At 58.0% G+C, this 26,134-nt stretch carries 22 protein-coding genes; 16 read left to right on the top strand and 6 right to left on the bottom strand.

Translation table 11 applies throughout. The features are described 5' to 3' along the window. Nucleotides 1-117: 117 nt before the first annotated feature. Nucleotides 118-2,889 (bottom strand): intermembrane phospholipid transport protein YdbH family protein, encoded by a 2,772-nt coding sequence (locus tag ACZCED_RS09145; RefSeq protein WP_464860670.1) that lies wholly within the window; start codon nt 2,887-2,889, stop codon nt 118-120. A gap of 338 nt (nt 2,890-3,227) precedes the next feature. On the opposite strand from ACZCED_RS09145, the gene ACZCED_RS09140 reads away from it, so the two are divergent. From ACZCED_RS09140 to ACZCED_RS09130, 3 genes are read left to right on the top strand one after another with little or no spacing between them, the layout of a single operon-like run. Continuing rightward, nucleotides 3,228-3,917: an ATP-binding cassette domain-containing protein gene (locus tag ACZCED_RS09140; protein WP_462969305.1), complete on the top strand. Its 690-nt coding sequence runs from the start codon at nt 3,228-3,230 to the stop codon at nt 3,915-3,917. After that, nucleotides 3,907-4,656, top strand: coding sequence for an ABC transporter permease (locus tag ACZCED_RS09135; protein ID WP_462969306.1), 750 nt, complete (start codon nt 3,907-3,909; stop codon nt 4,654-4,656). Before ACZCED_RS09140 ends, ACZCED_RS09135 begins: the two co-directional genes overlap by 11 nt. A gap of 28 nt (nt 4,657-4,684) precedes the next feature. After that, nucleotides 4,685-5,689, top strand: a complete 1,005-nt coding sequence (locus ACZCED_RS09130; protein ID WP_462969307.1) for an ABC transporter substrate-binding protein — start codon at nt 4,685-4,687, stop codon at nt 5,687-5,689. A 90-nt stretch (nt 5,690-5,779) separates the two neighbouring features. Here ACZCED_RS09130 and ACZCED_RS09125 read toward each other — a convergent pair whose 3' ends face one another. Further along, nucleotides 5,780-6,415, bottom strand: coding sequence for a hypothetical protein (locus ACZCED_RS09125; RefSeq protein ID WP_464860669.1), 636 nt, complete (start codon nt 6,413-6,415; stop codon nt 5,780-5,782). A 291-nt stretch (nt 6,416-6,706) separates the two neighbouring features. On the opposite strand from ACZCED_RS09125, the gene ACZCED_RS09120 reads away from it, so the two are divergent. The 7 genes from ACZCED_RS09120 (at nt 6,707) to ACZCED_RS09090 (ending at nt 14,485) form a co-directional block, all read left to right on the top strand. Continuing rightward, nucleotides 6,707-7,114 carry an NFACT RNA binding domain-containing protein gene (locus tag ACZCED_RS09120; RefSeq protein WP_462969309.1) on the top strand — a complete coding sequence of 136 codons (408 nt, stop codon included), beginning with the start codon at nt 6,707-6,709 and terminating at the stop codon, nt 7,112-7,114. A 26-nt stretch (nt 7,115-7,140) separates the two neighbouring features. Then, a complete protein-coding gene (locus ACZCED_RS09115; RefSeq protein WP_464860668.1) occupies nt 7,141-7,626 on the top strand; it encodes a hypothetical protein in 486 nt (161 codons plus the stop codon). 295 nt (nt 7,627-7,921) lie between these two features. Further along, a complete protein-coding gene (locus tag ACZCED_RS09110) occupies nt 7,922-9,787 on the top strand; it encodes a DUF342 domain-containing protein (protein WP_464860667.1) in 1,866 nt (621 codons plus the stop codon). 392 nt (nt 9,788-10,179) lie between these two features. Next, nucleotides 10,180-10,449, top strand: a complete 270-nt coding sequence (locus ACZCED_RS09105; protein WP_462969312.1) for an HU family DNA-binding protein — start codon at nt 10,180-10,182, stop codon at nt 10,447-10,449. Nucleotides 10,450-10,606: 157 nt separating this feature from the next. Continuing rightward, the gene (locus ACZCED_RS09100; RefSeq protein WP_462969313.1) at nt 10,607-12,592 is read left to right on the top strand and encodes a ribonuclease catalytic domain-containing protein; all 1,986 of its coding nucleotides are present in this window, start codon (nt 10,607-10,609) and stop codon (nt 12,590-12,592) included. Nucleotides 12,593-12,878: 286 nt separating this feature from the next. Then, entirely contained in the window at nt 12,879-13,514 is a 636-nt protein-coding gene (locus ACZCED_RS09095; protein ID WP_462969314.1) for a TetR/AcrR family transcriptional regulator, read from the top strand. A 284-nt stretch (nt 13,515-13,798) separates the two neighbouring features. Further along, on the top strand, nt 13,799-14,485 hold the full coding sequence (locus tag ACZCED_RS09090) for a DUF554 domain-containing protein (protein ID WP_464860666.1): 687 nt from the start codon (nt 13,799-13,801) through the stop codon (nt 14,483-14,485). Between the two features lie 224 nt (nt 14,486-14,709). On the opposite strand, the gene ACZCED_RS09085 is transcribed toward ACZCED_RS09090, so the two are convergent. Both ACZCED_RS09085 and ACZCED_RS09080 read right to left on the bottom strand, forming a co-directional pair. Beyond that, entirely contained in the window at nt 14,710-15,198 is a 489-nt protein-coding gene (locus ACZCED_RS09085; RefSeq protein ID WP_462969316.1) for a cytochrome c3 family protein, read from the bottom strand. 175 nt (nt 15,199-15,373) lie between these two features. Beyond that, nucleotides 15,374-18,049: an Lcl domain-containing protein gene (locus ACZCED_RS09080; RefSeq protein WP_462969317.1), complete on the bottom strand. Its 2,676-nt coding sequence runs from the start codon at nt 18,047-18,049 to the stop codon at nt 15,374-15,376. A gap of 249 nt (nt 18,050-18,298) precedes the next feature. Between ACZCED_RS09080 and ACZCED_RS09075 the strand changes: the two genes are divergently transcribed. The 4 genes from ACZCED_RS09075 to ACZCED_RS09060 all read left to right on the top strand — a co-directional run bounded on the left by ACZCED_RS09075 (nt 18,299) and on the right by ACZCED_RS09060 (nt 21,841). After that, nucleotides 18,299-18,460 carry a hypothetical protein gene (locus tag ACZCED_RS09075; RefSeq protein WP_462969318.1) on the top strand — a complete coding sequence of 54 codons (162 nt, stop codon included), beginning with the start codon at nt 18,299-18,301 and terminating at the stop codon, nt 18,458-18,460. A 137-nt stretch (nt 18,461-18,597) separates the two neighbouring features. Further along, on the top strand, nt 18,598-18,813 hold the full coding sequence (gene sbtA / locus ACZCED_RS09070) for an SbtA family thio(seleno)oxazole RiPP natural product precursor (RefSeq protein WP_462969319.1): 216 nt from the start codon (nt 18,598-18,600) through the stop codon (nt 18,811-18,813). 87 nt (nt 18,814-18,900) lie between these two features. Further along, nucleotides 18,901-20,508: a thio(seleno)oxazole modification radical SAM maturase SbtM gene (gene sbtM / locus ACZCED_RS09065; protein WP_462969320.1), complete on the top strand. Its 1,608-nt coding sequence runs from the start codon at nt 18,901-18,903 to the stop codon at nt 20,506-20,508. A 310-nt stretch (nt 20,509-20,818) separates the two neighbouring features. Then, complete coding sequence (locus ACZCED_RS09060) at nt 20,819-21,841, top strand: type II asparaginase (RefSeq protein WP_462969321.1); 1,023 nt, start codon at nt 20,819-20,821, stop codon at nt 21,839-21,841. Here ACZCED_RS09060 and ACZCED_RS09055 read toward each other — a convergent pair. Next, nucleotides 21,829-22,995 (bottom strand): glycerate kinase, encoded by a 1,167-nt coding sequence (locus tag ACZCED_RS09055; RefSeq protein WP_462969322.1) that lies wholly within the window; start codon nt 22,993-22,995, stop codon nt 21,829-21,831. The two genes, ACZCED_RS09060 and ACZCED_RS09055, sit on opposite strands and share 13 nt — an antisense overlap. A gap of 157 nt (nt 22,996-23,152) precedes the next feature. On the opposite strand from ACZCED_RS09055, the gene ACZCED_RS09050 reads away from it, so the two are divergent. After that, nucleotides 23,153-24,286: a DmpA family aminopeptidase gene (locus tag ACZCED_RS09050; protein ID WP_464860665.1), complete on the top strand. Its 1,134-nt coding sequence runs from the start codon at nt 23,153-23,155 to the stop codon at nt 24,284-24,286. Between the two features lie 412 nt (nt 24,287-24,698). Here the strand turns inward: ACZCED_RS09050 and ACZCED_RS09045 are convergent, their stop codons facing one another. Then, complete coding sequence (locus tag ACZCED_RS09045; RefSeq protein ID WP_464860664.1) at nt 24,699-25,400, bottom strand: spermidine synthase; 702 nt, start codon at nt 25,398-25,400, stop codon at nt 24,699-24,701. 444 nt (nt 25,401-25,844) lie between these two features. Between ACZCED_RS09045 and ACZCED_RS09040 the strand changes: the two genes are divergently transcribed. After that, on the top strand, nt 25,845-26,108 hold the full coding sequence (locus ACZCED_RS09040) for a hypothetical protein (protein WP_462969325.1): 264 nt from the start codon (nt 25,845-25,847) through the stop codon (nt 26,106-26,108). The last annotated feature ends 26 nt before the right edge of the window (nt 26,109-26,134 follow it).

Genomic DNA, 26,134 nt, shown 5'->3' with positions numbered 1-26,134 from the left:
GTCTCCTTGTATAGGCTTCAACATATTCGATTTGGCAGGGCCATGGGGAGGGCTCCCTGCGGGTAATTTTGCGACGATCGATAACGCGGTCGCAATCAATTTCGTTTGAAGCCTATGTTACTCGATCATGTTGACAATGCCCTTATACTGTAAAAGCTGGTCGAGTGGAAGTCTCAGGTTCACGTCGAGGCCAATGCCCTGGAAGCGCGAGCCCTGCGCACCGGCCTCGACGCGAACGAAGCTGCCGATCTCTTTTTTATAGATGAAAGGCAAGGGGTTGGCCGGTTTGCCGTCAAACTGGAGGCGCATGACAAAATCCTCACCCTCGGAGACCAGCCCAAGCTTGGCCCAGGTATACGCATAGTCCTTCAAGGCCTCCCGGGCCAGCTCCACCTGGGCAAACTGGGGTGTCCCGGCCGGAATTCCCCGGGTAAGCATATCGGTGCCGGTCAGCTGTATCTGTCCGGGTTCCCCGGGGGTGGAAAAAAGGAACCCGTCATCGAAACGAATGCGTCCATTGTTGTAGGCGATGGGAATCCTGCCGTTAACCGTGCCGCTGCCCCTGGCGTTCACCGCTCCCAGTTGTTCGAGGATCCGCGACAGGCCCAACCGCTGACAATAAAGACTCACCTGATAGTCCTGTTTGTCGGCCGTGATGCGCAGCGCCTGGGCATCCACCTTGCCGCCGCACCAGTTCAGGCGGCCTTTCTCGATAAACAGGGTGTCCGCCGACTCCACCTGGACATCGAACATGCCCCCGTCCACCACGATGCCGCCCATGGCGGCCCGGGCAAAGCGAATCGCCTGGGCAGGACCGCTGCGAATGCGCGGCAATTCCGGGAAGTGCAGGGTCGCATCGATTCCCGCCACGGTGATTTTCTTTTTCGCCATGTGCAGCTCGCCGCCCTTTACGGCAACCTCGACATCGCCGTTGAAGCCATTGGCAGCGATGGATGCATTTCCCGCTGCGGAGATCGTTCCGGACAGGGTCACTCCGTTGGCCGCCGGGAGAAATTTCCCCAAATCGCTGCCGGCCGGCAATTCGTATGGCGGAATCTGAAATGCGACGTCTGCATCCCCGAGGCGGGGCGAGTTGATTGGCACGTTGCCGGAGAGCGTGGCGGTCATTCCGGGAAACAGAACGCTGGCGTGGGTGGCGGTGAACGCATAGGCGTCTTTCGCCTGGGTGATCCGACCCGTGAGCGTCCCGATGGTGCGTTGATGGTGTTCGATCCGTGCAAGGGAAAACGTGCCCTGGCTGAAAGTTGCCCCGGGGCCCGAACGAAAGGGAAGATCCAGACGCCCCCCCGACACTCCCAGTCCGCTGTCCTGATGATGAAACCAGCCGTTGGCGCATTGCAGCCGCGCATCGACAACCGGTGCGTTACCCCCTTGTTTTCCAAAGCGGGCGGACAGGGTCACGGCATCGAGCCTGCCGGCCATTCCCTTACCGTCGAGGGTGGGGGATGCAAGCCGTATGCGGGCATACCCGGTCCAGGCCGGATCCTGGGATTCATCCTTGAACTGCAGATCTCCACTCGCTTCAACCGATGGCAAGGTGAGGGTGGTCCCGGCGTCGATTGCCCGGATCTCCTTCATATCCAACAACCAGTCTGCACGCCTGTCCTGCCCGTCCCCCGCAGCTGTCAGGCTGAAGCGGGGCGAACCGGCATGGATGCTCGCTCCGGCCAGCGTGAATGCCAGCGGGTCCGATCGAATGCCAGGGTTGTTTCCGTTCGTACCGAACCCGGCCGTCCATTCCCCCGTGGCCTTTCGGGAGACATCGAAGGTCACCGGCAGGGACGCGCTGGCTTTCAGGGAAACCGGTGTCGGGCCTTCGATGGACCCGGGCAGGAGGGTCAATTCGGCATCGCCCGCCATGGCCAGAAGGCCTTTACCGAGATTCACGGTCGCTGACAGCATCTCCATGGCCACGGGAGCCGGCGTCCGGAGCTGCACACCCTGAGCCTTGATCCGCCAGGTCCGGGTATCCTCGGAGACGGCCGACAGAGTGGCCGGCGTCTCGTCCGGCCCCGGTTCAACCACCGCTGACGCATAGGTCAGCCGACCGCTGTGCCAGGTCAGGCGGATATTCGCAGTGGATATGGCCAACGGGGTCCATGTCAACTCCACGTTTGAGGCAACAGTCACTTTACCGGTGGCATCCAGCCCTGCAATCCGATGAATCAGGTCGGCGAAACCATCCATGGCGATGGCGGGCCCGTCGAGACTGACCCTTGCCAGTTGGCCGTCAACGTCCGCATGCACAGCCAGCGCCAGGAGTTGGTCGCGGAGGAACAGGCGTACATATGCGTCCAGCGTCGTGGCATCCTTTTCACCGGGCCTCAGATCTGCTTCAAAAGGGATTTTATGGGTCGCGTCGTCCCAGGTTAGATTGACTATGCCGCCGCGGATGGCCACCTCCTCCACTTCGATGCCGGCGAGCGGCGACCCGGTGTCTGAGCCTTCCTGATCGACCGGCTCCTTTCTCGCCGGCGTGGCTCGGTCCAGCCCCGGAAAGGTAAGCCCGTCCGGACCAAGGGCTCCGTTTACGGTCACATCACTGATGCGGATGCGCCGAATTTTCTTTCGACGCAGTTCTCCCGGCGTATAGTCAATGGCGATGGAATGGATGGAAAGGGCCGGATGGTCGGCATGGCCGAAAACAAAGGGTCCCGCAGTCGTCTGAAACGGGCCGATTCTGCCGACCCGCCCCTTGAAATCCGTAAATCCCAGTCGCCGGACCTGCGCCACGGGAAGCCGGCCGGTGACCAGCTCCGGCAGATACAGGTAGCCCGCGAAAAGCAGGCACACCACCAGGGCGGACGCCGTGATCAAAACCAGAAGGACGGTCGGCCAATGCCGTTTATCGCTTGGGTGTTCGTTCATCTACCCGTCGATGTCCTGGGCGCAAAGCGGTCGCCTCGCGCGTCAATGACCCAAGCCGGCTGCCCGCAGGACATCTCGATCCGCCTTTGCCGCCAGGCGTGGGTTGCTTCGCTGAAACGGTGGTCGGGCATGGCTGCCTCCAGGCGGCAGAAACCGCCGGGACTTCAATTCCTGTTGCGGATATAACTGGAAAATTCTAATTCTAAATGATATTGAACAGATATATTGGTGTCAAACAAAAAGGCCGTGTACCGCGATAGCGCACGCATTATCCGAGGATCACCGCGGGGAGGACTTATCCACCCCCGCGAAGCGGTGGATTCGATGAGTGTGAGAAATTGATTGCCTGCCATGACATCACATTTCGGTATCCGGGTGCAGAGACCCCGCTTTTCGAAAATCTCGATTTGTCCATCGACAAACCGGGTTTTCACGCGCTTTTCGGACCCTCCGGCGTCGGCAAGACCACTCTTGCCAGAATAATTTCAGGTGACATCGACAACTTCTCGGGGCAGGTAAAAGCCATCGGGGAGCGCCGCTGCCTGTATACCTACAACCGGGAGCGGCTGCCCGGGTGGTCATCGGTGGGCAGGCACCTGGAAAAGACCACCCCATCCGGCCGCCAAGGGCTGAAAGACGAGCTCATCCACCATTTCGGTCTGGCCAGACTCATGGGCATGCGCCATTCCCAACTATCCATGGGGCAGTGCAACAGGGTCAACCTGCTGCGGTATCTGCTCCAGGACTTTGGCATCCTCATCATGGACGAAAGCCTGGCCAATGTGGACGAACCCACCCGACAGGCCATCCTTTACAAGATCAAATCGCTCTTTCCGGAAGCCGGCTTTCTCTACATTTCCCACAATGTCGTGGAAGTGGCCCGCTTCTGTGACCAGATCATCGTCTTTCGCGGGGCGCATCAATCGTCCCAGACGTGTCGCGTCAGCGGCCAGGATCACCGTGAAACCCGGCCCCTTGACAAAACCGCATTAGAGCGGTCCATGCTGGAGATCATGAATGCTGCATAGACGGATCTTCCAGTTTTTCATCATCTACCTGCTGGGCATCGGGCTGCTGTTCGGCATCAAGCTTGTCCTGAACCTTTCCGATTACGTCATTCCCGGCCCCGTAGGTGTCTGGCAGACGGGACAGGCGGAATTTCCCCGGTATATGGGTGATGTGCTGGACACTTTCGCCGTGGCCGTCGTCGGCCAGGTGCTGTCCATCCTGATGGCCCTGGGCGTCGGTGTGGCCGGACGCCGGGCCACCTGGTTCGGCTCTTTCATCAAGGTGGCGGCCTACAATGTACAGGCTTATCCCATTGTGGCCATCGCACCGATCCTGTTTATCCTGCTGGGGGACGGATTCCTGACCCGCCTGTTCATCGCCGCCATGATCTGCTATTTTCCGCTGCTTTTGTCGGTCATCGGCATCATGAGTGAACCGGTGGTCGATATCGAACATTTCTATCGGGTAACGGGCCGGCTGCGCTGGCAGCTCGAAGTCAAAATCCGGGCCTTCGAAAACCTGCACAAGCTGACCACTGTGATTTCCGGCAGTGCCACCCTGGCCATGGCAGGCACCATCGTGGCCGAATTCATCGCCGCCAATGCCGGAATCGGTTACAGCATCCGCATCGCCCTGTACCAGAGCGATCTGTCCAAGATTCTGGTGGCGCTGTTCATCATCGGCATCACCCTCTCCCTGTACCAGGGCATACTGGAATTGCTGGGCGCCGGCTTGAAAAAAGCCTGGGCGGCCGGATAGCTATTACTCACTGACGGGAGGTTGCAGCATGGGTCAACGCCTTGCATGTCAATGGCTTACCGCTATAGTCCTGCTGTGTGTCGTCGGCAGCACCCTGGTTGCGGCCGACCCGGCGCTGGCCCAGGAAAGGATTGCCTACCGCCTGAAATGGCTGATCAATGCCAGCACCGCCGGGGACATATTCGCCCTGGATCAGGGCTTTTTTTCCAGGCAGGGGATGGACGTGGCGGTCAAGGCCGGAGGCCCTGAGCGGGATGCCGTCCGGGAGCTGGAACTGGGATATGCCCAGTTCGGCGTGGCCTCGGCGGACCAGGTGATTCGGGCGCTGGCCAAGGGTGCTGAGGTGGTCGTGCTGGCCCAGCTGTTCCAAGTCAACCCCCTCCAGTGGGTCTACCGGGCGGATGACTTTTCCCTGTCACGGGTCCAGGATTTGGCGGGCCGCACCGTGGGCATCACCTACGGCGGCAACGACGAAACCATCATGCGAGCCTTGCTGGCCAGCGTCGGCATGGATGAGCGTCAGGTTCAATTGGCCAGTGTTCGGTACGACTACACACCTTTTTTTCAGAATCGGGTGACCGTCTGGCCAGTCTACCGCAATACCCAGGGAATCTTTTTGTCGGACAAGCTTGCGGCCGGGGGCGAGCGGGCGGCTTTTTTCGATCCGTCCGAACACGGGGTCCGGTTCGTCGCCAACAGCGTCGTTACCTCAAAAAAAATGATGGACCGCCATCCGCAAACGGTAGGCCGATTCATCCGGGCACTGCTGGCCGGATGGCAGGCGGCCATGGCACCAGCCAACGAGAGCGCGGTTATCCGGGCAGTGGCCGAGTACGATCGCGACACATCGGACGCGGTCTTGCGCCGTCAACTGATGGTCACCCGGCAGATGATCCAACCCGACCCCGGCATCCCCGTCGGCCATATCGATACAGCGGCATGGCAGCAGACAGAGCGGATCATGATTCGGCAGCGGCTGATTCCGGGCCCGGTGAACGTCATCGCCCGGCTCGCCCCCCAGCCCTCCCGCTGAGGGCAGAATACCGGCCGTCATGCGAGCACATGGCCACCGGGCATGGACGGTCAACCCCCGGGGACAGCCGATGAAATGACCGGCGGCGCGCTATTCCGGATAGCGCGCACTGACCTTTTCGTGCAGGACCGTGGAGCGCATCCATAAAAAGCCCATATCCGTGTCGTGGTCGTAGGCGAGCAGCCGGTCGGAACCCTCGTCCGTCCAGCGATACTTTTCTTCATGATCACTTTCCTGCCTGCCTTCACCATAACGCCGGAAAGCCTCCGCCTTCAGATCCATGAAATCCAGAAAATTGCTGATCTCTACGAGAATGGTGTAGAGCCCCCCCTGCCAGAATCCGTAGAAGATATTGTCCACATGCGCTCGGCCGAAACGCTTCTTACGCTGCACGTAGGCGTACTGCTGCACGCCCCCATATGCCGGATCGGTTCCAACGAGTGCCAGACCGTCAATCTGCGAGAGCGGTTGTCCCCATTTCAGGCCAAGGTACCCGGAGTCATCACCCGTCGGCGACGGCGGTGAAAGTGGCTGGCTGGCGGCAGGGATATCGGTCGGATAGGTTGGATCGGCGGCTGGCTGTTGCTCGGAAGGCGGTTGGTCTTCAAGCGGTACCGGTGATTGAATCAGTCGATCCACCTCTTTTTCATCGACCCTGACCACCCGTCCGTCTTTGTAGTAGTTGACGGTACCGTTTTCCTTCCACGCTCTCGGGGTCTGATACATCTCACCCGACCTGAGGATCACCATATCGGCTCGAACCAGGTTTGAGCCTGTGAAGAGGCCGATTCCAAGAAGAAGGGCTATCAATCGGTTAGGCATCCGATTCAACTCCATCATATGGCAACACACCGGCTTGAAACAGTAAAAAATGACACTGACGATTGCACAGACGCTTGACCCGGCCCCAATCTATCCGCCTCCATCGACCATGTCAATTCTCAAGGAAAATCCTTTGAGTTTCTCCCGTCGCTGTCATAACCTGTGACCCTGATGAATCGAACAACGGAGGAAACGTTGACGGAAAGAACTGAAAGCGGCAGACATCGACCTGATCCGCCACGCGTGTGGGACTACATAATCTCCGGCGGCCACCGGGTCATGGCAGGAAAAACCGATGCGGACAACGATCACCTCAGCCTGAAAGTCGCCGGGCCCAACGACTGGTGGTTCCATGTGCGCGGCATGCCCGGCAGTCACGTGGTCCTGGTGGCGGACGGGGATCGGCCGCCGGACCGCAAGACACTGAACCAGGCCGCGGCCATTGCGGCTTACCACAGCAAGGCCCGGAGTGGCGGAGTGGTGGCGGTTTCCGGAACCCTGGCCCGCCATGTCACCAAACCCCGTGGCGCCAAGCCGGGCACCGTGCAGATACGCAAAGAGCGGATTTTTAAAGTCCGGCCGGCGCTACCTGAGGGTTACTGAATCCACGGCCTGGACAACCGCCGGCCATGGTCGCCGATGAAGACCAGGTTCCTGCAGCGGCCGCACAGACCGGGCAGATTGCGATGAAGGACGACCTGACCGAATGGATGAACCGATTTCAATCCGTTGGTATTGATGAAGACCTGTTCCACATCCGGCCCGTAGGATTTCAGGGTGTTGACCAGTTCATGGGCGGAGGTGCCGTCGAAATCTCCGTCAAGGGTGATGTGGACGCTATTGCTGTTTTTATGCTGGAAAATCTTGAAATTCATGGCCATCGGCTGCCTTCCTTTCCACCGCCGGGCGGTGTTACCATCCGTTTGCCAGAAAAGGATTCCAGTAGTGGACGCCGGGAGCGTCACACCGAAAGTGGTGAAGCGGCGGGAAGCGCAACGCAGGCAATTCGCTTTCAGACCCGCAACCATCGACAGCACAATTTTTACATTCACACCAAATCAGATTCAGGATGCCGCCTCACACGACACCAATCAGCAATGATAGTGCCATCTTGAGAGATGGCGAAAAATTTGAAAAAAATACTTTGTATATAGGATGGTTAAACAGAAAACCCATCCGTTCGACCGATTCATCGCCCCGTTCATTGTGGTAAAAACTACCCAATGTCCATGAAAACCGTGTTATAGGAACTGCCGCCCCCGTCTTATCCTGGCATCCTGATTTCACTATAAACTAAAGTTTTCAGCAAATAATCCGATGCAACCACCAGTTGGCGCCTTATGTTAAGTAGGACGAAGACTGCTGGACGGGATTCGGCGCAGTTGATCTGCAAGGATGGAGTGGGTTCGCATGACCGATGAAAAAGAAAAAGGCAACCGCTTTGGCGTGATTGCCGTTGAAATGAATTTCGTCGACCAGGAAAAGGTGGACAAAGCCCTGGTGGTCCAATCGCGCATTTACGAAAAAACGCGCGTGAGCATGCCCATTGGTGAAATATTGACTGAAATGGGCGCCATTACGCTTGCCCAGCGCAACGAAATCCTTCAGATGCAACAAGTAATTTTCGCCAAAACAGAATCCGGGGAAACACCCCCCCCCAAAAAAAAGAGCAAACCCGCCCAACCTGCCCGAAAAAAAGGCGGCACCCTGGACATCAGCGTTTCCAAAAACAAACTGACGGCGTCGGCCTATATCGATGGCGAGGTCCCGGCAACGGAGCTTGACATCAACGACGTCAAAGTCATGCTCCACGCCGAAGGCATCCTTTACGGAATCGTTGACGATTCACAGATCGAGGCCTTCTTAAAAGGCGAGGTCAGCCGTGGTGAACGATGGACTATCGCATCCGGTACCGATCCGATTCCAGATGCCCCGCCGCAAATCAACTATCATTTTGATACGAATCCACTTAAAATAGGCACATTGACCGAAGATGGCCTGATGGACTGGAAAGAACGCGGGCAGTTGCCCCAGGTCAAAGAGGGAGATCTGCTGGCGGAAAAAATTCCCGGCCCCAAAGGCAAAGAGGGCATGGATATTTACGGAAAAAAAATTCCCATCCCCAGATTACGGGAGCAGCGCTTCAAGTGCGGTAAAGGCGCCCGTCGGTCGGAGGACGGCCTGAAGGTCCACGCCACGCTTTCCGGAATCCCCAAGCTATCCGTCACCGGCGAACTTTCGGTAATGCCGACCCTGCATATCCAGGGCGACATCTCCCTGGAAACCGGGCATGTGACATTTGACGGACATATCGAAGTGGCCGGCGCCGTCGAGAAAGGGTACCGGGTAAAAGGGGGAAGCCTGCGGGCCAACGAGATTCGCGACGCCCAGATCGATATCGAGGGAGATGTCACTTCGATGAACGGTATTTTCGGTGCCACTCTGCGAATCGGCGGGAACCTGAAAGCCGGGCATATTCACAATTCCGATATCATCCTGGCCGGTGACATGGCCGTGGAAAAAGAGATCATCGATTCCACGATTGAAGCCAATGGCCGCTGCCTGATCAACGATGGCATCATCATCGCCTCAACCATCTCGGCCAAGATGGGACTCACCGCCATGGACATCGGCACGAAAGCATCAAAATCCAGCGAAATCGTTGTGGGCATTGACCGACAGATGGAAAGGGAGGCGAATGCAATCAAAGCGAAGGTTCAGGCGATCAAGGCCGAGCACGAAAAGCTTCCAAGACTGCTCCAGAACCTTAGAAACCGGTCGGATGAGCTCAATACCCGTCTCGGCGACGTGGCCCAGGAGCAGGACCGATGCATGGTTCAGCACCGGCGTCTTCAGGAAAAAGCCGAGGCCGGCATACTGAAGCCGGGCAGTGATGAAATGGAAAAGCTTCAACAGACCATCCTTGATCTGAAAGCCAGACAAGATGCCTACGATCACGATGTGGCCAGGCTCATGGAGGAGGATGAATCAATCGGCCAGGAGATCGCCGCCGCTCAAACGGCAATCACCGAAAACGCCACGACGATCCTTGATTTGAACACCCGTCTGGATGTCATCAACGAGGCCCAGAAGGAAAACCGCGGTGTGGCCATGGTCAAAATCGGAGGGAACGTTTTTTCGGGAACCCAGATTGTCGGTCCTCACTGCACGATGGTTCTTCAAGAAGACCTCAAACGGCTCTCCATCGTCGAAACGGACAAACCGGACCATGATGGGGCGAAACGCTGGCGCTTTGAGTTAAATCCCTTTCGATAGGCAGCCGGGTATGCCTGCCGGGCCGAATCGGCCAAGCGTTAAGCACGCCCGATGCAGGGCCTGATAGTCTCACCCCAGGTCTTTTTAAGGCATTGACAGGTCGCAATGGTCCCGAGCTGTTTTTAACGCGCCATCCGCTAGCTTGCAATGAATCGCAGTCTATTACACCAAACCAGGTGTGCCGTGGGCAGGCGGGCACTAGACGCATCCCTTCCTTCCGCGTGCCCGTAGCCACGGAGAAAAACTCGGGTGCCCGAGGGTCGACTGAGGGCTGGCGGTTTTCGGGAATGTGCCCGAAAACCGTTTAAGCACTTGACGGACAAGGTATTTGCAGATATAGGTGGCCACCTTAATGGTCCTTACGGTTAACATTAATATGGAGGAGAATGAACATGAATAAAGGTGATTTAATCAACGAAGTGGCCCAGATCGTTTCAACCAAAAAGCAGGCTCAGGAAGTCGTGGATGGGGTCTTTTCAGCTATTACCAGCGCCCTGAAAAAGAATGAGCCCATCCAGATCGCTGGTTTTGGCAGTTTCAAGACCGCCAAGCGGGAAGCCCGCACCGGACGCAATCCCCAGACCGGCGCCGAGATCAAAATTGAAGCCAGAATGGTTCCCAAGTTCGTACCGGCAAAAGCACTCAAAGACGCTGTAAAATAAAAATCCCGTCGATCCGTCACCAAAAAGGCAGGGCCGCTGGCCCTGCCTTTTTTTATGACCCGCGGCGGGTGGCGTTGCGTTGAGGCGGCCGGTTGACGATCGTCGCATCGTGGACGCACATTGACTTTCACCAAGGGGGTTGCTAATACAATCAGCCATGGAATCAGGTGAAATTGTAGAATATATTGACGATCAAAAAATCATCTGCACAGTGGTGATGGAAGGCGGCAACCAGCGGCTCCGGCTGTTGACCGAACACAACCGGGAGGTCAAGGTGGCCGCCCAGCGGCTGTCTCACCGGGGGAACATGCGCCTGGACCTGTCCGCGGGCAGGAACCGTCTGGTGGAATCGCTACGGGAACTGTCTCTCAAGCGAAGCGCCATTGCCGATGAAATCGAGATCGGCGTGCTCTGGGAAATCCTCAACCAGGAACAGGCGTGGATTGATCTGGAAACCATGACCGGCCTGTGTTTCCCAACGGCTGTGGACGATGACCACCAGGCGGGCGTCATCCGTGCTTTGTTTAAAAGCCGGCGGTATTTCAAGTTCAAACCGGACCGATTCCTGCCCCATACCGAAGAACAGGTGGCCGCTATCATCGAGGCTGAACAAAAAGCCGCCCGCAGGGACAAACTCATCGACGACGCAGCGGCATGGATCCAGTCTGTCCGGTCGGGATCGACCATCCAGCCGCCGGCATGCCACCGGGAACTGGTGGAAAAATTCAAATCGTTTTACCTGTTCGATAAAGAGAGCCCCCATTACGAAGAGACCCGGACGATCATGAAAAAGGCCGAACTGACTTCGCCGGAGGCCATCTTCAATCATCTGGTGGCCGTGGGGGTGTGGACGCCGGATGAAAATGTGGATCTGCTGCGCTATAAAATCCCCACTGAATTTCCGCAGCCGGTCCTCGAGCGGGCCCAGTCCGTGCCGGCGGCAACCGCAAGTACGCTCAAAGACAGCGGCCGCGTGGATCTCACCCACCTGACCACGATCACCATCGATGGTCAATCCACCCTGGATTTTGATGATGCCCTGAGCATTGAAACCCGGGACGATCATTTTCTTGTTGGAATCCATATCTCCGATGTGGCCCAGCACATCAAAAAAGGAGACCCGCTGGACATCGAGGCGCGCTCGCGCGGCAGTTCGATTTACATGCCGGACATCCGGATCTCCATGGCGCCCCCCCTGCTTGCAGAAAACCGATTGAGCCTCAAAAAAGACCATCTCCGGCCGGCGATCAGCACCATGGTGAAGATCAGCCTGACCGGCGACATCATCAGCTACGACATATTCCCCTCCATCATTTGCGTCGACCATCAGCTCAGCTATTTCGAAGCCAACGTCAGTGCAGAGGAGGGCGAAGCCATCGGTACGCTTTACAACATCGCCACCCGATTCAGGGAAAAACGCCTGAGCCAGGGGGCCATCCAGATCACCCTTCCGGAAATCAACATCTGGCTGGATGAATCCGGCACCCCCGTGGTCAACCGGGTAAACCGGGAGAGTCCGGGCCGGATGCTGATCGCCGAAATGATGATTCTGTCCAACTGGCTGTCAGCCCGTTTTCTTGTTGAGAACCAGATGCCGGCCATTTTCAGATCGCAGCCAAAGCCCAAGGACCGCATCCTGAAAAACGGTACCGGCTCCCTGTTCCAGAACTGGATGCAGCGGAAACTACTCAACCGGTTTGCGCTGAAGCCGGGGCCGGACCATCACTGCGGACTGGGACTCGATGCCTATGTAACCGCCACTTCTCCCATCAGGAAGTACTTTGATCTGGTCACCCAGCGCCAGCTCCGGGCGGTTTTGGGCCTCGAAACGGCATACACCGAAAAGGAAATCGAGGAAATCATCGGTCAGTTGGCCCAGCCCATGGCCGATGTGGGGCGGATTCAGTTTCGCAGAAACCGCTACTGGCTGCTCAAACACCTGGAAGACCGGATTGGGGGCAAAGAAGAGGCCATCGTCCTGCAGCGGCGGAGAAATGCCTATTCCATCCTGCTCAAGGCTTACATGATCGAATGCCCCCTGCCCCAGTCGAGCGGCATCGACCTGAAACCCGAGGATCTGGTGCAGGTCACCATCCAGCACGTGAATGCTCGCAACAACACCTTGTCCGTATTCATGGGATAGCCCACCATGTGCGCTGCAGTCCCTTCAGGGATACCTGTCGACCCCCATTTTCCCGTTGGACACCTTACCCCCAGAGCCACCGTTTCTACCCGGCGTCGCACCCGTTGCACCTCTTGACTTATTTTGATCTGGACTTAAATTATGACGTTTTTTTGTAGCAGGCCATCGCCGCCAGCCACGCCACAACAGGGTCTCACGAAAATTCGGGAATTTCCCTTGACCCAAATAACTTTATTCTCTATAGAGACGTTTTCTAAATAAATCACATTCAGGAAGCAATCGCATCATGGGTATTCAGGAACGAAAAGAGAGAGAAAAGGAACGGCGGAGGCAACAGATTATCGTTGCTGCCAAACGGGTGTTTTCGGAAAAGGGTTTCAACAAGGCGACCATGGAGGACATTGCCAAAGAGGCGGAGTTGAGCCCGGGCACCCTCTACCTCTACTTTAAGAACAAGGAAGAGCTTTACGCCTCACTGTCACTACGAATTCTCCAATACCTCCACATTCGAGTCACGCATGTCAACAAAGACGCGGCCCTGTCCCCCGAACAGAAGCTGGGCGCGCTCATGGAAGCCATGTACGACGTCTATGATTTCGACCCGCTGATTATCATCAATATGTTTCACCTTCAATCCAGCGAGACCCTGAAAAACCTGTCCGAATCGCTGCTCGAGGAGATCAAGGATCTGTCCCAGAAATCCATCGGGGCCATTGCCAAGATTTTTGAAGAAGGGATGAAAACGGGCATCTATGTCGATCGTCATCCCGTAGCGCTGGCCGACATCTTCTGGTCCATGTTCTCAGGGGTGGTGCTGTGGGAAGCCAGCAAGAAAATTATCAGCGCCGACAAGGATTACCTCAAATCCACCCTGGCCACAGCCTTCGAACTGTTCGAGCGGGGAATCCGAAAACCAGGTTGACCGGGTCGATCAAAGCCACCATGCGCACAGGCAAGGCAAGGCTTAATTCGGCAACAAGGCCACTGTCGTGAACGGCAGACCAACCTGTTGCAACCTATTTTTAGGCTGCAGCCAAGTGCAATGGATTGCCCCCTCTTAACAACCGCTGAAAACCGCGAACGGCTTGACCACTTGCCGACGGCCCAAACCGTCCATTCGTTGTCACACAAGCCGGCACCTGGTGCCGGCTTGTGTGTTTTCCGACTGACGGCCCCTTCAACCCCTCATAAACAAGCGAGTACGCCATGATCGGCACCCTGGTCAATGCAGCGGCAATAACGGCAGGCGGCGTGGTTGGCCTGCTCCTTAAAAAAGGAATCAAAGATAATTACAAAACGACCATCATGCAGGCCATCAGCCTGTCCGTCATTCTGATTGGCGCCCGTTCGGCACTGAATGCAGCAGATCTTCTCGGCGTCATCTTATGCATGGTGATCGGCAGCCTGCTGGGGGAGGCCATGCAGATCGAGGACCACATCGAAGCGCTGGGGGCCTATGCCGAAAAGCATTTCAGCCGGTCGGCCCAAGGGGGGTTTTCAAAGGGGTTGGTCACGGCCAGCCTGGTCTTCTGTGTGGGGTCGATGGCCATCGTGGGATCACTGGAAAGCGGACTGGCTGGCAACCATGAGACTCTGTTTGCCAAGTCGTTGCTGGACGGCATCACCTCAGTCGTCTTTGCTTCCACCTTCGGCAGCGGGGTAATCTTCTCCGCCTTGCCGGTCCTGTTCTATCAGGGTGCGATCACCTTGGGCGCATCCCTGCTCAAACCGTACCTGACCGCGGGTGTGATCGCCCAGATGTCCGGGGTTGGCGGACTGCTGATTGCCGCCATCGGTATCAACATGCTCCGGCTGACCCACATAAGGGTCGGCAACATGCTCCCGGCCATTTTTCTGCCGCTGATCTACGATGTGGTGGTGCATGTGTTTTAAGCGGTTGGGAACCGTCTCGAACATCGTTTCATGTAAAGCCAATGCTTGCGAACGCCGGAGGCTGGATATTCTGAGACGGCTGGGTTCAGTGCGCGGGTATCTGCACGCTGATCGACAGCCTGCGGATGTTTTGCCCCAGAGCCGGAGGGCCAAACAACAATCCCCCCATCACCGGATGGGGGGATTGTTGTTTGGTAAGCGGGCGCTAAAAGCGGATCGTCACCTTAGTCCTTCGGATGGCACCCGATACAACCGGCTGGACCGGTGACAGGCAGTTTCCCATCGATAGAGGCCATGCTTTTCGCCATCTCCTCGATATTCTTCTTCATGGTCTTGTGGCAGCCGATACATTGGTTGTGGTAGGCGTTTTTATAGTAGCGGAACGCCTGATCCTTGTCGATGGCCTTGGACCCTTCTTTTCTGGGCAGCGCTTCGAGATCGTGGCATCCGGAAGTCATGCAACCGACAATGGGCTCTGCACCTTTCCAGGTGTGATGGCAGTTGTTGCAGGCAAGAACCAGATGGCGGCCATGCTGGAAATCCACCGCGGCTCGTTTGCTCTCAACCCCATCTGGCGGTTCCAGGGTGATGATCCCCAGGGGAACACACATCTCTTCATCTCCGGCAACGGCGACACCCAGAGAGATACAGGCAACAATACCGCTGAGCAACACTACCCCCACAAACGCCACCACAAACGATTGGCTACGCATACGCTTCCCCCTCTTCAATTCTTGGCTTGGGCGTTGGTCATTGAAAAACGAAGCAGATATAAACCCAAATGGAAAATTTTTCAATGAATAATTGCCGGCTACCTGCACCGGCCCGCGCTCCCCTCACTGTTGCTCCGGCCGCAGGCCACTCGGAATTATCGGCAATTGGCCCTGTTTATTTTCGCACGGCACGGACAGCGCCGCAACTTTCCTCGGTTTTCGACGTCCGCTCAAACACGGTTTCCGGCTGAGATGTAACCACATCCACCACCCGGTGATATCCCCGGACAAATGTTTCAGACGTCCAGTACCAAGCGGCGCCGCTATCGGGGAAAAAAGGACTATTTTTATAGAGCGTGGCCAGTTCTCCGGCCGTGGGAAGACGCCAGTCCGCATGACCGCCGGTGGTCAATCCCTGGACGTACGCTTTTGCCTGTTGATAGGAGATGCACGTGGCTAGGTCCAGGTGTGAATCCAGCAGGCACCAGGTGAGCCCGGTGACCGTGTCGGTAACCGTACCGTCCCGGTTGTCGGCAAATCGGGTCGCCAGGGGACGCAGTTGCCCGGCCACCTGATCCCGGAGCCGCTGAATCCGCCGGGACTCTTTGGCCCGTCGGGCCTGCTCGGCCTGCCGCCGGGCCAACGCCTCACGTCGCGCAGCCTCTGCCCGCTGGGCACGAAGGGCATCCTGAAACTCCGGATCGAGCTGCGCCCTCAGATTTCTGGCGAGAGCGGCATACGGCCCCGACGCATGGTTTTCCACATACATGTCCAACCGCTGGATGCGGCTGACGATGTCGTTGGCCGGGTTGGTGGCGTAGGATTCCGTTTTTTCCCAGGTTTTCTGCTTGGCAAGATTGGTATTCAATGCATCGATACGCGCAATGATGGTCTCTTTTTGGGTGGTATCCGGCCGTTTGTCGAGGTAGTCGAGATAGACTTTCCTGGCCTTGGCATAGTCATCGGCCATCAGTGCCGATTTGGCCGACAGGTCGATGACGTCCTTTTTATCCTGAAGCTCGCTGCGCAGCAGCCTGGCTTTTTCGGCCCATTCCCCATTGGAAAAAGCCGATAGAAACTGGTCGCATCGGGCGATGCAGTCATCCCAATTTTCCCGGGCATCGCAAGCGGCCGTCTGCTTCTCGATGACCCCGTAGTATTCTTGCGCCAAATCAGCAATCATCCGTTCCACGGCCCCTCGCTCCGCACCTTCCGGGAACTGCTCGAGATATTCACGATAAGCGGACAGACGCGCTTTTAAATCGGTGGTGGCCACCTTTTTCAGGTCCTCGAAATGGGCGGTCCCCAGCAAATTCCGGATACCGCCCATGGCTTCATTGATCTGAGCGGCATAAGGGCTTTGGGGGAATTTTTTTAGAAAGGCGGTGTAAAGGGACAGGGCCTTTTTCTCGTAATTCTCATCAATCGCCAGCCCATTGACCGCCAAAATGGTTGTTTCATAGTCCCGCTTTTCAATTTCGGCGTTGGCATCGCTCAACCGGGCCTCTAATTCCGACCGGTGGGCATCCTCAGGGTGGGCTTTGATGTATTGCATCAGCATCACGATCTGGGCGTCGAGCGCTTTGGTAACCGCAAGGTCAGCGATCAGCTGCTCGTACCGGCGATTGATCTGCCTTTTCTTGAGCAGCCATCCACCAGCGGTAGACGCGATGGCAAAAAGAATCACCACGCCCAATACGATGAGCAGTTTGTGGGTCCGCCCCATCTGATCCTGCTTGCCCACCGAATGATCGGTGCTTTTTTCAAAGGGCACGGCAACCACCGGTTTTGGCGGTTTCTGTAATTCCGCCAATTCCGATAGTTCCATCATTTCCATCATTTCCATCGATTCCGGCGGAGATGGCGGGGACGGTGCTTTTGGGGCGGGCTTCTCAGGAACCGGCGTCGAAGCCTTCTTAACGGGCGATTTTACCGGTTGGGTGTCGTCACCCGTTGCCGGCCGGTCCGCAGGCGGGGTTTTTTTCGGTTTGGGCGGTGGAGACGGGGCCTTGCGATCGGTCGGCGCTGGCGGCGGGTGATCGCCGGCCTCGTCTTTGATTTTCAGGCTCTCCATCATCACGCTCATGAGCGGGTCGTGGATCTCCCTGACCCGGTCGGGATCGGCCGCCTGAATCTGAATAGCGGCGTTGTCCCAGCTGATGATCCGGTAGGCGGCTTCGTTGCCTGCCAGTTCTCCGACCTGCGCGGCGATAAGGCTTCCGCCATCAATATGCAGATGGCCGGTGCGATTGCCGCTGGTCACTTTGAGCGTATACGTGGCACCTTCCATTTCCGACATCTGAAGAAACGAAGGAAGGCTGATACCGTGGATCTGTCCACCCACGTCGGTAATGGTTTCAATCTTTTTTTTGCTTAAGAACTTTTGAACCAGGGATCCCAGCTGTTTGTAGTCCTGGTCGCTCATGCTGGTCGAACAGAAACCCAAGAGGACTTCGATCTTACCCGCATCCTGCTGCCACGGCCACAAGGCACCGTAAAAGGCACCGGTTTTTAGTTTTTTCAGGAAAAGGGCCTGATCCTTGCGGATGCCGCCCAGGAATTTCACGGTGGGGTCGAAGCGCAGGGAGACGGGCAGACCTTTGCCGGGGGCCTTGGCCGGTTTGCCGAAAAAGGAGGACATGACCGTGGCCAGCTCATCTATGGAACGACCCGCCGAGGTCACCTGATAGAGGCTACGCGGCTCTTCATAAAAGCGGCTGCTCATATCCGGCAGATCATCGACGCCTTTGACCAAGGTCAGAAATCCGACCAATATCGCTTCGTTATTGGCAATATCCCGGATTTCCTTGCTGTCGCCGGTCAACAATTCTTCGATCAGCGGTACCCCCATGGGTTGTCGCGTCCTCTATCTTTCTGAAGGTATCCTACCGATGGCCCGGATATCAACGACATGCGGCTTTCCGGCCGTTGCCTGTCGAAAAGTTGTAATCCTACGGCAGTGGATCACTGCATGCCAAGGGCAACCATTCCCCGGCAAAGCTTATTTTTCCAATAATCCATAGCAGATGGCAATGAATCTTGTCAAAGACAAGATCACCTGGGCGCATCTTTATCGTCACGTCACCGTTTCGGACTCGCCGTGATTGAAGAAAGGCGTTTTCACCCCGGCCGGCAGCACCCCACCCGCATCGACCCGCATCCCAAGCCGTCATCTTTTCTGCCACGCATCTGCCGAACGATCGTCCCGGGCCTGGTTCGCCAAGCGCTGATACGCATGATTGACATCCAGGACCCCATCTGATAGTTTTTTTTAATTACATCGTTCCATTGCATAGGGTATTTCGATCCTGCACCCCTATCCCATCGCCAACGTCGGTCTGCCGCGTTCCCGCCCCAGGGGAAATGGAAATATCACCTTTAACCTCGCAGGAGGCAACCATGGATGTAGACGACCTCAAAAAGATCCTGGCAGGCTTTTGTATCGCCGGGCTGATTGCAGGGTCCACCTTCACCCTGAGCGGCTGCGCAGCCGGCAAGAGCGCCTGAAGCGGCGACAAAGCCGGAGCCGGTGGCTCCGCAAGCGGTTGAAGTGGCAGCTCTTCCGGTGCCGGTGGCACCGACAGTGAAAAAAAGCAGCCCGCCAAAAGTGGCTGAAGCTGAATGTAATCACGCAGGTTGCGTGAGCGATTCCAGCACAGGCCAAGTTCACAATCTAACCTTTTGCATGCCATTCAAAACGCAGTGGATTCAGCACCGCTTGATACGGTCGAAAAAATCTTCTCCATTTGCCGCCGCACCCTTGGCAGTAAAACCTGGGGCAGGGTGCTGGCGGCAATGGATGATGATTGGACGGCCCACTCTTTTCCCGGCCGGCTCGCCGCCCTGACCGAACCAATGGATCTACCCGGCTACGTCGCCGACCTGGCCCGGCTGGAATGGATCCTGCACAAAAAAGCGGCCATCGATGAGCCGATCCAACCGATTCAGGCCGTCACCGTCAATCCCACCCTCACGGTGGTCCCCGTCCGCTGGAAAAATCTGGTGGCTCTCATCCGGTCGAACGCCACGGATGCCACCCCGGAAAACGAACCGGCCCATGTGATGGTCTGGCGGCATCCAAAATCCCGCGATCTGCGCTATCGGGAGGCCGGAGACATCGACCTGCTGGCCCTTAAACTCATCGTCGAGCAGATCAACCCCTTAGCAGCGGCAAGACTGGGCAGGGTGACCCCGGGCGACATCCAGACCGCCATCGACCGGGCTATCTCCCAGGGCATCCTCCTGAGCCCGGGCTCCCGAATCCGCAGAGCGACGCCGCCCGAGGGGAAAATGCAGCCTTGCCTGGCAGCATTTCTCTCCACGGATGTCTTCACCCTCCAATGGCATGTCACCCAGGCCTGTGACCTCGATTGCCTGCACTGCTACGATCGAAGCGACCGTACTCCCCTGGCAGTGGATGCGGCTATGGCCATCCTGGATGATTTCTACGACTTTTGCCGCCGGATGCATGTGCGGGGCCAAGTAACCTTCACCGGCGGAAACCCGTTGCTCTACCCCCACTTCGACGATATCTACCGGGCCGCATCGCGGTTCGGTTTCGGCATCGCCATTTTGGGCAACCCCACCCCTCTCGACCGGATTAGACAACTGCTGGAAATCGACCGCCCCCTTTATTTCCAGATCAGCCTTGAAGGACTGGAGGCGCATAACGACACTATCCGCGGCAAGGGGCACTTCGCCAGGTCGCTGGCCTTTCTGGATGGACTGCGGGAGTTGGGCATCTTCAGCATGGTGATGCTCACCCTGACCCGTGACAACCTGGCCCAGGTGCTTCCCCTTTCGCGGCTGCTCGCGGACAGTGCCGATGCCTTCACCTTCAACCGTCTTTCCGCCGTGGGAAAAGGGGCGAAACTGTTGATGCCGGAGAAAGCGGCGTTTGAATCCTTTTTAAGGCAGTACGAGGCGGCGGCCGCTAAAAATCCGAAAACCGGGCTCAAGGACAACCTGACAAATATTATTCGTCAGGAAAAAAAGCAGGCCTTGTTCGGCGGATGCACCGGCCACGGCTGCGGAGCGGCATTCAATTTCCTGGCGCTGCTGCCCGACGGCGAGGTGCACGCCTGCAGGAAATTTCCCTCCCAGATCGGGAACATTACCAAAAGCAGTCTTTACGACATTTATCACAGCAATCTCGCAGAACGTTATCGCGCTGGCAGCCGCGCCTGCCGCAACTGCCGCCTGAACCCGGTCTGCCGAGGGTGCCTGGCCATCGTCTACAGCCTGGGCCTGGACCCCTTCACGGACAAAGATCCCTTCTGCTTTGCACCCCGACAGATCACCGGCGAATAAGGGTCCCCGACGGGTTTCATTGCCATACCCTCCCAAATGACATTCGCCACCCGAAATTAAATTCCCGTTTTTTCTTCTGAATAATCAGGCGTGAGCGGATACTTGTTTCTTTGCCCGGCGATTCGTTAACCGTGCGATGATCATGCAAACTGACGCTGCAACCGCTTGGTGGAAGTCGTTTTTATTGTTGAGCATCTTCCTCTGAGCCTGTAGTGTTGCATCAACTAACCTATTGGTGTTAAATAAGAATACAGCGACTGAAACCTTCTACGGCAACCGCACCCCGGCAAGACGCCGGACAGGTCAATCCATGCCAGCCAAAAACATCCTCCACCCACCGGATCGACTGCCCCGCGTGATGATTCTCGCCACGGGCGGCACCATTGCCGGTTCGGCTGCGACAGCGACGCAGGCAGGGTACACGTCCGGCCGGATGACCGTTGACGCCATGATCGGTGCGGTGCCCGGCCTGACCGGGATTGCCCGTATCCACAGCGAACAGGTGGCCAATGTGGGGTCCCAGGATATCACCTTTGCCATCATGATCGACCTGGCCAACCGGATCAACGACCTCTTGGGCACCGATGGGGTCGACGGCGTGGTCGTCACCCACGGCACGGACACCATGGAAGAGACGGCCCACTTTCTCAACCTGACCGTCAAAAGCAGGAAGCCGGTGGTTCTGACAGGGGCCATGCGCCCATCGACCGCCATCAGCGCCGACGGGCCGCTTAACCTGTACAACGCCGTTGCCGTCGCCGCCGATCCGGATGCCGCCGGGCGCGGCACGCTGGTGGTGATGAATGACCGGATCCATGGCGCCCATTCGCTGACCAAAACCAACACCACCTCGGTGGAAACCTTCATTTCCCCGATCAATGGCCTCATCGGAACGGTCAATTACGGGAAGACGGAATATTTCCGCCGGCCGTTTCGCAGGCACACCCACAAAAGCCAATTCTCCGTGAAAGGCGTCACGTCGCTGCCCCGGGTGGATATCATCTACGCCTGTGCGGACATGCCGGCCGACCTCATCGACGGCTCCATGGAAAAAGGCGCCAAGGGGATCGTGGTCGCCGGTGACGGCAACGGCAACATGAACGCGGCGACCATCCGGCGGGCGGCCCGGGCGGCCAAAAAGGGCGTCGTCATCGTCCGCAGTTCCCGCGTACCCACCGGGAAGGTGGGACGAAACGTGGAGATCGATGATGACCGCATGCGCTTTATCGCCTCGGATGAACTCAACCCGGCCAAGTCCCGGATCCTGCTGATGCTGGCACTGTTGAAAAAACGCGGGTTGGATGACATACAGCGGCTGTTTTATGAGTACTGACCCGCTGGACGCATGGATCGACCGGCAAGAAACGTTCTGACCACCTGCCCGGTCTGGCGGGCCAGCAGGCCATCCGCTTCCTTAATAGCCTCTGCCAAAGTTTGCGGACCGCTGCAGATCGAAAAGACGGCATCGATGCCGATATCGTGAAGCGATTCGATGCCTTCACCGATCCCGCCGCAAATGGCGATACACGGAACCCCGGCTGCCTTTGCCGTTCGCGCCACACCCGCCGGGGCCTTGTTGAACCGGGTTTGACGATCGATACGGCCCTCGGCGGTCAACACGAGGTCGGCACCGGCAATGGCGTCTTTGAGCCTGACCACATCGATGACCAGGTCGATGCCCGGCTTCAGTTCGGCACCGACGAAGGCGTGCAGTCCGCCGCCAAGGCCGCCGGCCGCACCGGCGCCCGGCATATCTGCAATATCGACACCCAGATCCCTTCGGATGACCCGCGCCAGGTTGGCCAGCCCGGCGTCGAGTCGGGTGACCTGCTCGGGCGTAGCGCCTTTCTGGGGGGAGTAGACCGCCGAGGCGCCGCTGTCGCCGGTCAACGGGTTGGTCACGTCGCAGGCCACCGACACGGATAGGCCATTCAGCCGCGGATCGACGTTTCGGCGGTCGATGGAGGCGATCGCTCCCAGGCAGCCGCCCACCGGTTCGACCGGCGTGCCGGTTTCATCGAGAAACCGGTAGCCCAGGGCAGCCGCCATGCCGATCCCCCCGTCGCAGGTGGCACTGCCGCCGATGCCCACGATGATCCGCGTGGCGCCTTTATCCATGGCCGCACGAATCAGTTCGCCGGTGCCGTATGTGGTGGTGCGCGTCGGGTCGTGCCGCGCCTTGGGCAAAAGGGCCAGCCCGCTGGCCTTGGCCATTTCCACCACGGCCAGCTTCTGTGAGGGGACCATGCAAAAGGGTGCCGAAAGCGGATCCATTCTCGGGCCGGCGACCGTCGCCTCAACCCGGTTCCCGCTCAATCCGGCAAGCATGACTTCGGTAAGCCCGTCTCCCCCGTCGGCCACGGGCACGCAAGTGACATCGCCTTGGGAAATGACAGACAGAATGCCCCTCTTCATCGCCTCGGCCGCCTGCACGGCGTCCATGCTGCCCTTAAAGGCGTTGGGAGCGACAACGATATGCAAGTTCATTGGGCACCTCGAGATTGATGGCTGCCGGGATCCCCGGGCGCGAAACGGGACGCGCAAACGACCTCGTCACGGGCTATCGGCAACGGTTGCGGAGTTATAGGGCGATTGTACTTGACCGCCGAAGATTATCAAATACAAAATTTTAAATCGGGTGCGTATGCGATCCATTAGAAAACGAGCCAGGGAACTGGGCATTGCCCCGGGCGTTCTGCCCACGGGACCGCTCAATGCCATTACCGATGTTCATCCGGTCGGGGTCGGTCACCTCACCGTGATCGAAGGGGACGATATCCGCACCGGGGCAACGGTCATCCTGCCTCATCCGGACAATGTCTATCAAAACAAGGTGCCCGCCGGCATTGCCGTTGGCAATGGGTTCGGCAAACTGACGGGCAGCACCCAGATCAGCGAACTGGGCGAGATTGAAACACCCATCGTGCTGACCAACACCCTGTGCGTGCCCCGGGCGGCCGAGGCCGTTCTCGACTGGGTCCTGGCGCTTCCGGGAAACGAGACGGCAACCACGGTCAATCCGGTGGTCGGCGAGACCAACGACGGCCGGTTGAACAACATCCGGTGTCGCGCCCTGACTCCCGTGATGATCGGCGGGGCGATCGACGCTGCCACCGGCGGACCGGTCGAGGAGGGAAGCGTGGGCGCCGGTACCGGGACCATGGCTTTCGGATGGAAAGGAGGCATCGGCACCAGTTCGCGACTGATCCCCAGGCGCCTGGGGGGGTACGCGGTCGGCGTGCTGGTGCAATCCAATTTCGGCGGTATTCTCCAGGTCCTGGGTCTGCCGGTCGGCCGGTCGCTGGGACGGTACTATCTCAAAGGGGGATTGGACACGGGTGATGCGGACGGATCGATCATGATCATTGCGGCGACCGATGCCCCCCTGTCGGATCGGAACCTGGCGCGGCTGGCCCGACGGACCCTGTTCGGTCTGGCACGCACCGGCGCATCTTTCGCCAACGGGTCCGGGGATTATGCCATCGCCTTTTCCGTGGCCGATGACGTTCGCCGCACCCCTGATCGTCGCCGGGCACTCTCTTCCATGGCCGCGTTGCCCAACGAAGGGATTTCGCCGCTCTTTCAGGCGGCCATCGAAGCAACGGAAGAAGCCGTCTTGAACTCGCTGTTCAAAGCCGAAACCATCATTGGACACAACGGGTTCGTCGGGGAAGCCCTGCCGTTGGACCGGCTGATGCGCCTCATCGAAAACGATCGCGGGAAACGGCTGGATTCGGATCACCGGCAATCGACCGATCGAGCCATCCCCACCCTTTAGCATCAGAGCAGTATGGCACGGCTTGTCTGCTGCTGGAGAAGACGGCGCCTAGCGACCGGCGCGAGGCTGCTTGCATGAAAAAGGAGGGCAAGCCCGGATCCAGGCTTGCCCAAGGAGGAGGGTAGATGAATAGGATTCAATTTACCCGTGATTCCCTGCTCGGCAGGGTTTCAATTTCATGATAAGACCGACCTGGCCGTTATGCAACTCCAGGCATATCAATTTCGGCAAAACGGCCCTGGCCTCATTTTCGATGATTGAACCCTCCCCGCGGCAAGCTGCGGGGAATGCGCTCGCTGTCGCGGTTCAAGGCTCCCTGCCACCAGGTAATGGCAAGGATGGCCGCCCGACAAGCAACTCGCGTGTCATATCAAACAGGCAGTTGCTGAAAGGTAAAAGTAAGGTGGGGAGATTAGGATGCAGCCTTGCCGGCACCGGCGCCTTTTCTTGCCAGGTATACCACATGCCCGGCGCCGCCGCGCCCCGACCGGTGGCGGCTGACCACGAATCCGGCCGCAGTCAGGCGCTTGGCAAAGCCGGCGTCGTAGTCTTCCCCCCAAACGGCAAAGACCCCTTCCGGTTTGAGGGCCGACCGGGTCGCATTGATGGCGATGCTGCCGTAGAGCGGGTCGTCGCGCTTGTGGCTGCGTACGTACGGACCGGTGTAAAGGTCCAGGATGACGGCATCCAGTTTCTGCGGTGCATCGTCTTTCGCATAGCGGCGAATCAGTTGGGCCACATCGCCGATTTCCACGCTGACCCGCGCGTCTGCCACGGCATTGCCGGTCAGCGCCGACAAAGGTCCGCGGCACCATGCCAGCACCACGGGATTCAATTCGGCCACCACGACGCGTGCCGCGACAGGCAGGGTGTCGAGCACCGCCTTGAGCGTAAATCCCATGCCCAGCCCCCCCACCAGCACCAGCGGATGGGTCGAATGCGTCAGGTGTCCGCAGGCAAGTTGCCCGAGAGCCACTTCGGACCGGTTGGCCATGCTGTTCATCAGCACCTGGCCGCCCACGGTGATGAGGAAATCGCGCTCCCCGCGCTGTCGCAGTTCAAGGAGGCCCGCGTCGGTGGGAACGCGGTCGATGGTCTGCCAGGGCTGGGCCATGGGTTCTGTCGCCTTTCGCAGGTGTCGGTCAGCCCGCTGCGCCCGCGTGTTCATAGTTAACCGGTACAGGCCTGTTGAAACAGGCCAACAACGGTGCCCATCGGGATACGGGTATCCGGCATTCAGGGATCAAACCGCTCCGATTGGGATCGATCCATAAGTTTGTGCGACCTTACGCAGCTGTATGGAGGACATCTGCATACCAACGGATCCGGGGGCCGGTCAATTTTATTTTCTTATAAAAATTTCATAATTTTGAAACCATTGTCCGGATTGTATCTATCCGTGTTGAACGCATGCGCGGAAATGGACATACCCCTTCAATCCAGCCATGTAAAAGCAAAATTCCGGATGGTCACCGGTGGACCACACGCCTATCAATGGTTAAGGTAAAAGTAGCTGACACTGACAAATACGTGGGTTCACCCTATCGGAGGTGGAAGCATGCAAAACAGCCTCAACAATAGCCGTAATCGTCCCCAACCGCGCCAGCCAGCGGTCGACAGCCGCCTCAAAGAAGCCCTGGCGAACCGCGACCGCTATCTGGAACGACACCCGCACCTGCGGACCTATCAGGCGGAGATCGACAGGATCCTGGATCAATCCGGCAATGTTCATGGCCGCCTGGCCGTGCTCGGTATGCTGATGCAGGGAAAACTGCTAGAAATGCAAGGGGAGTTCTACAAGTTGAACCGATTCCTCCAGTAGCCATCATACGCCATCGCCGGTGACGG

The sequence above is a fragment of the Desulfosarcina sp. genome (genome assembly GCF_055467485.1).
Note: the sequence above shows the minus strand (reverse complement) of the source record. Positions and strands in the feature narration are given on the sequence as shown.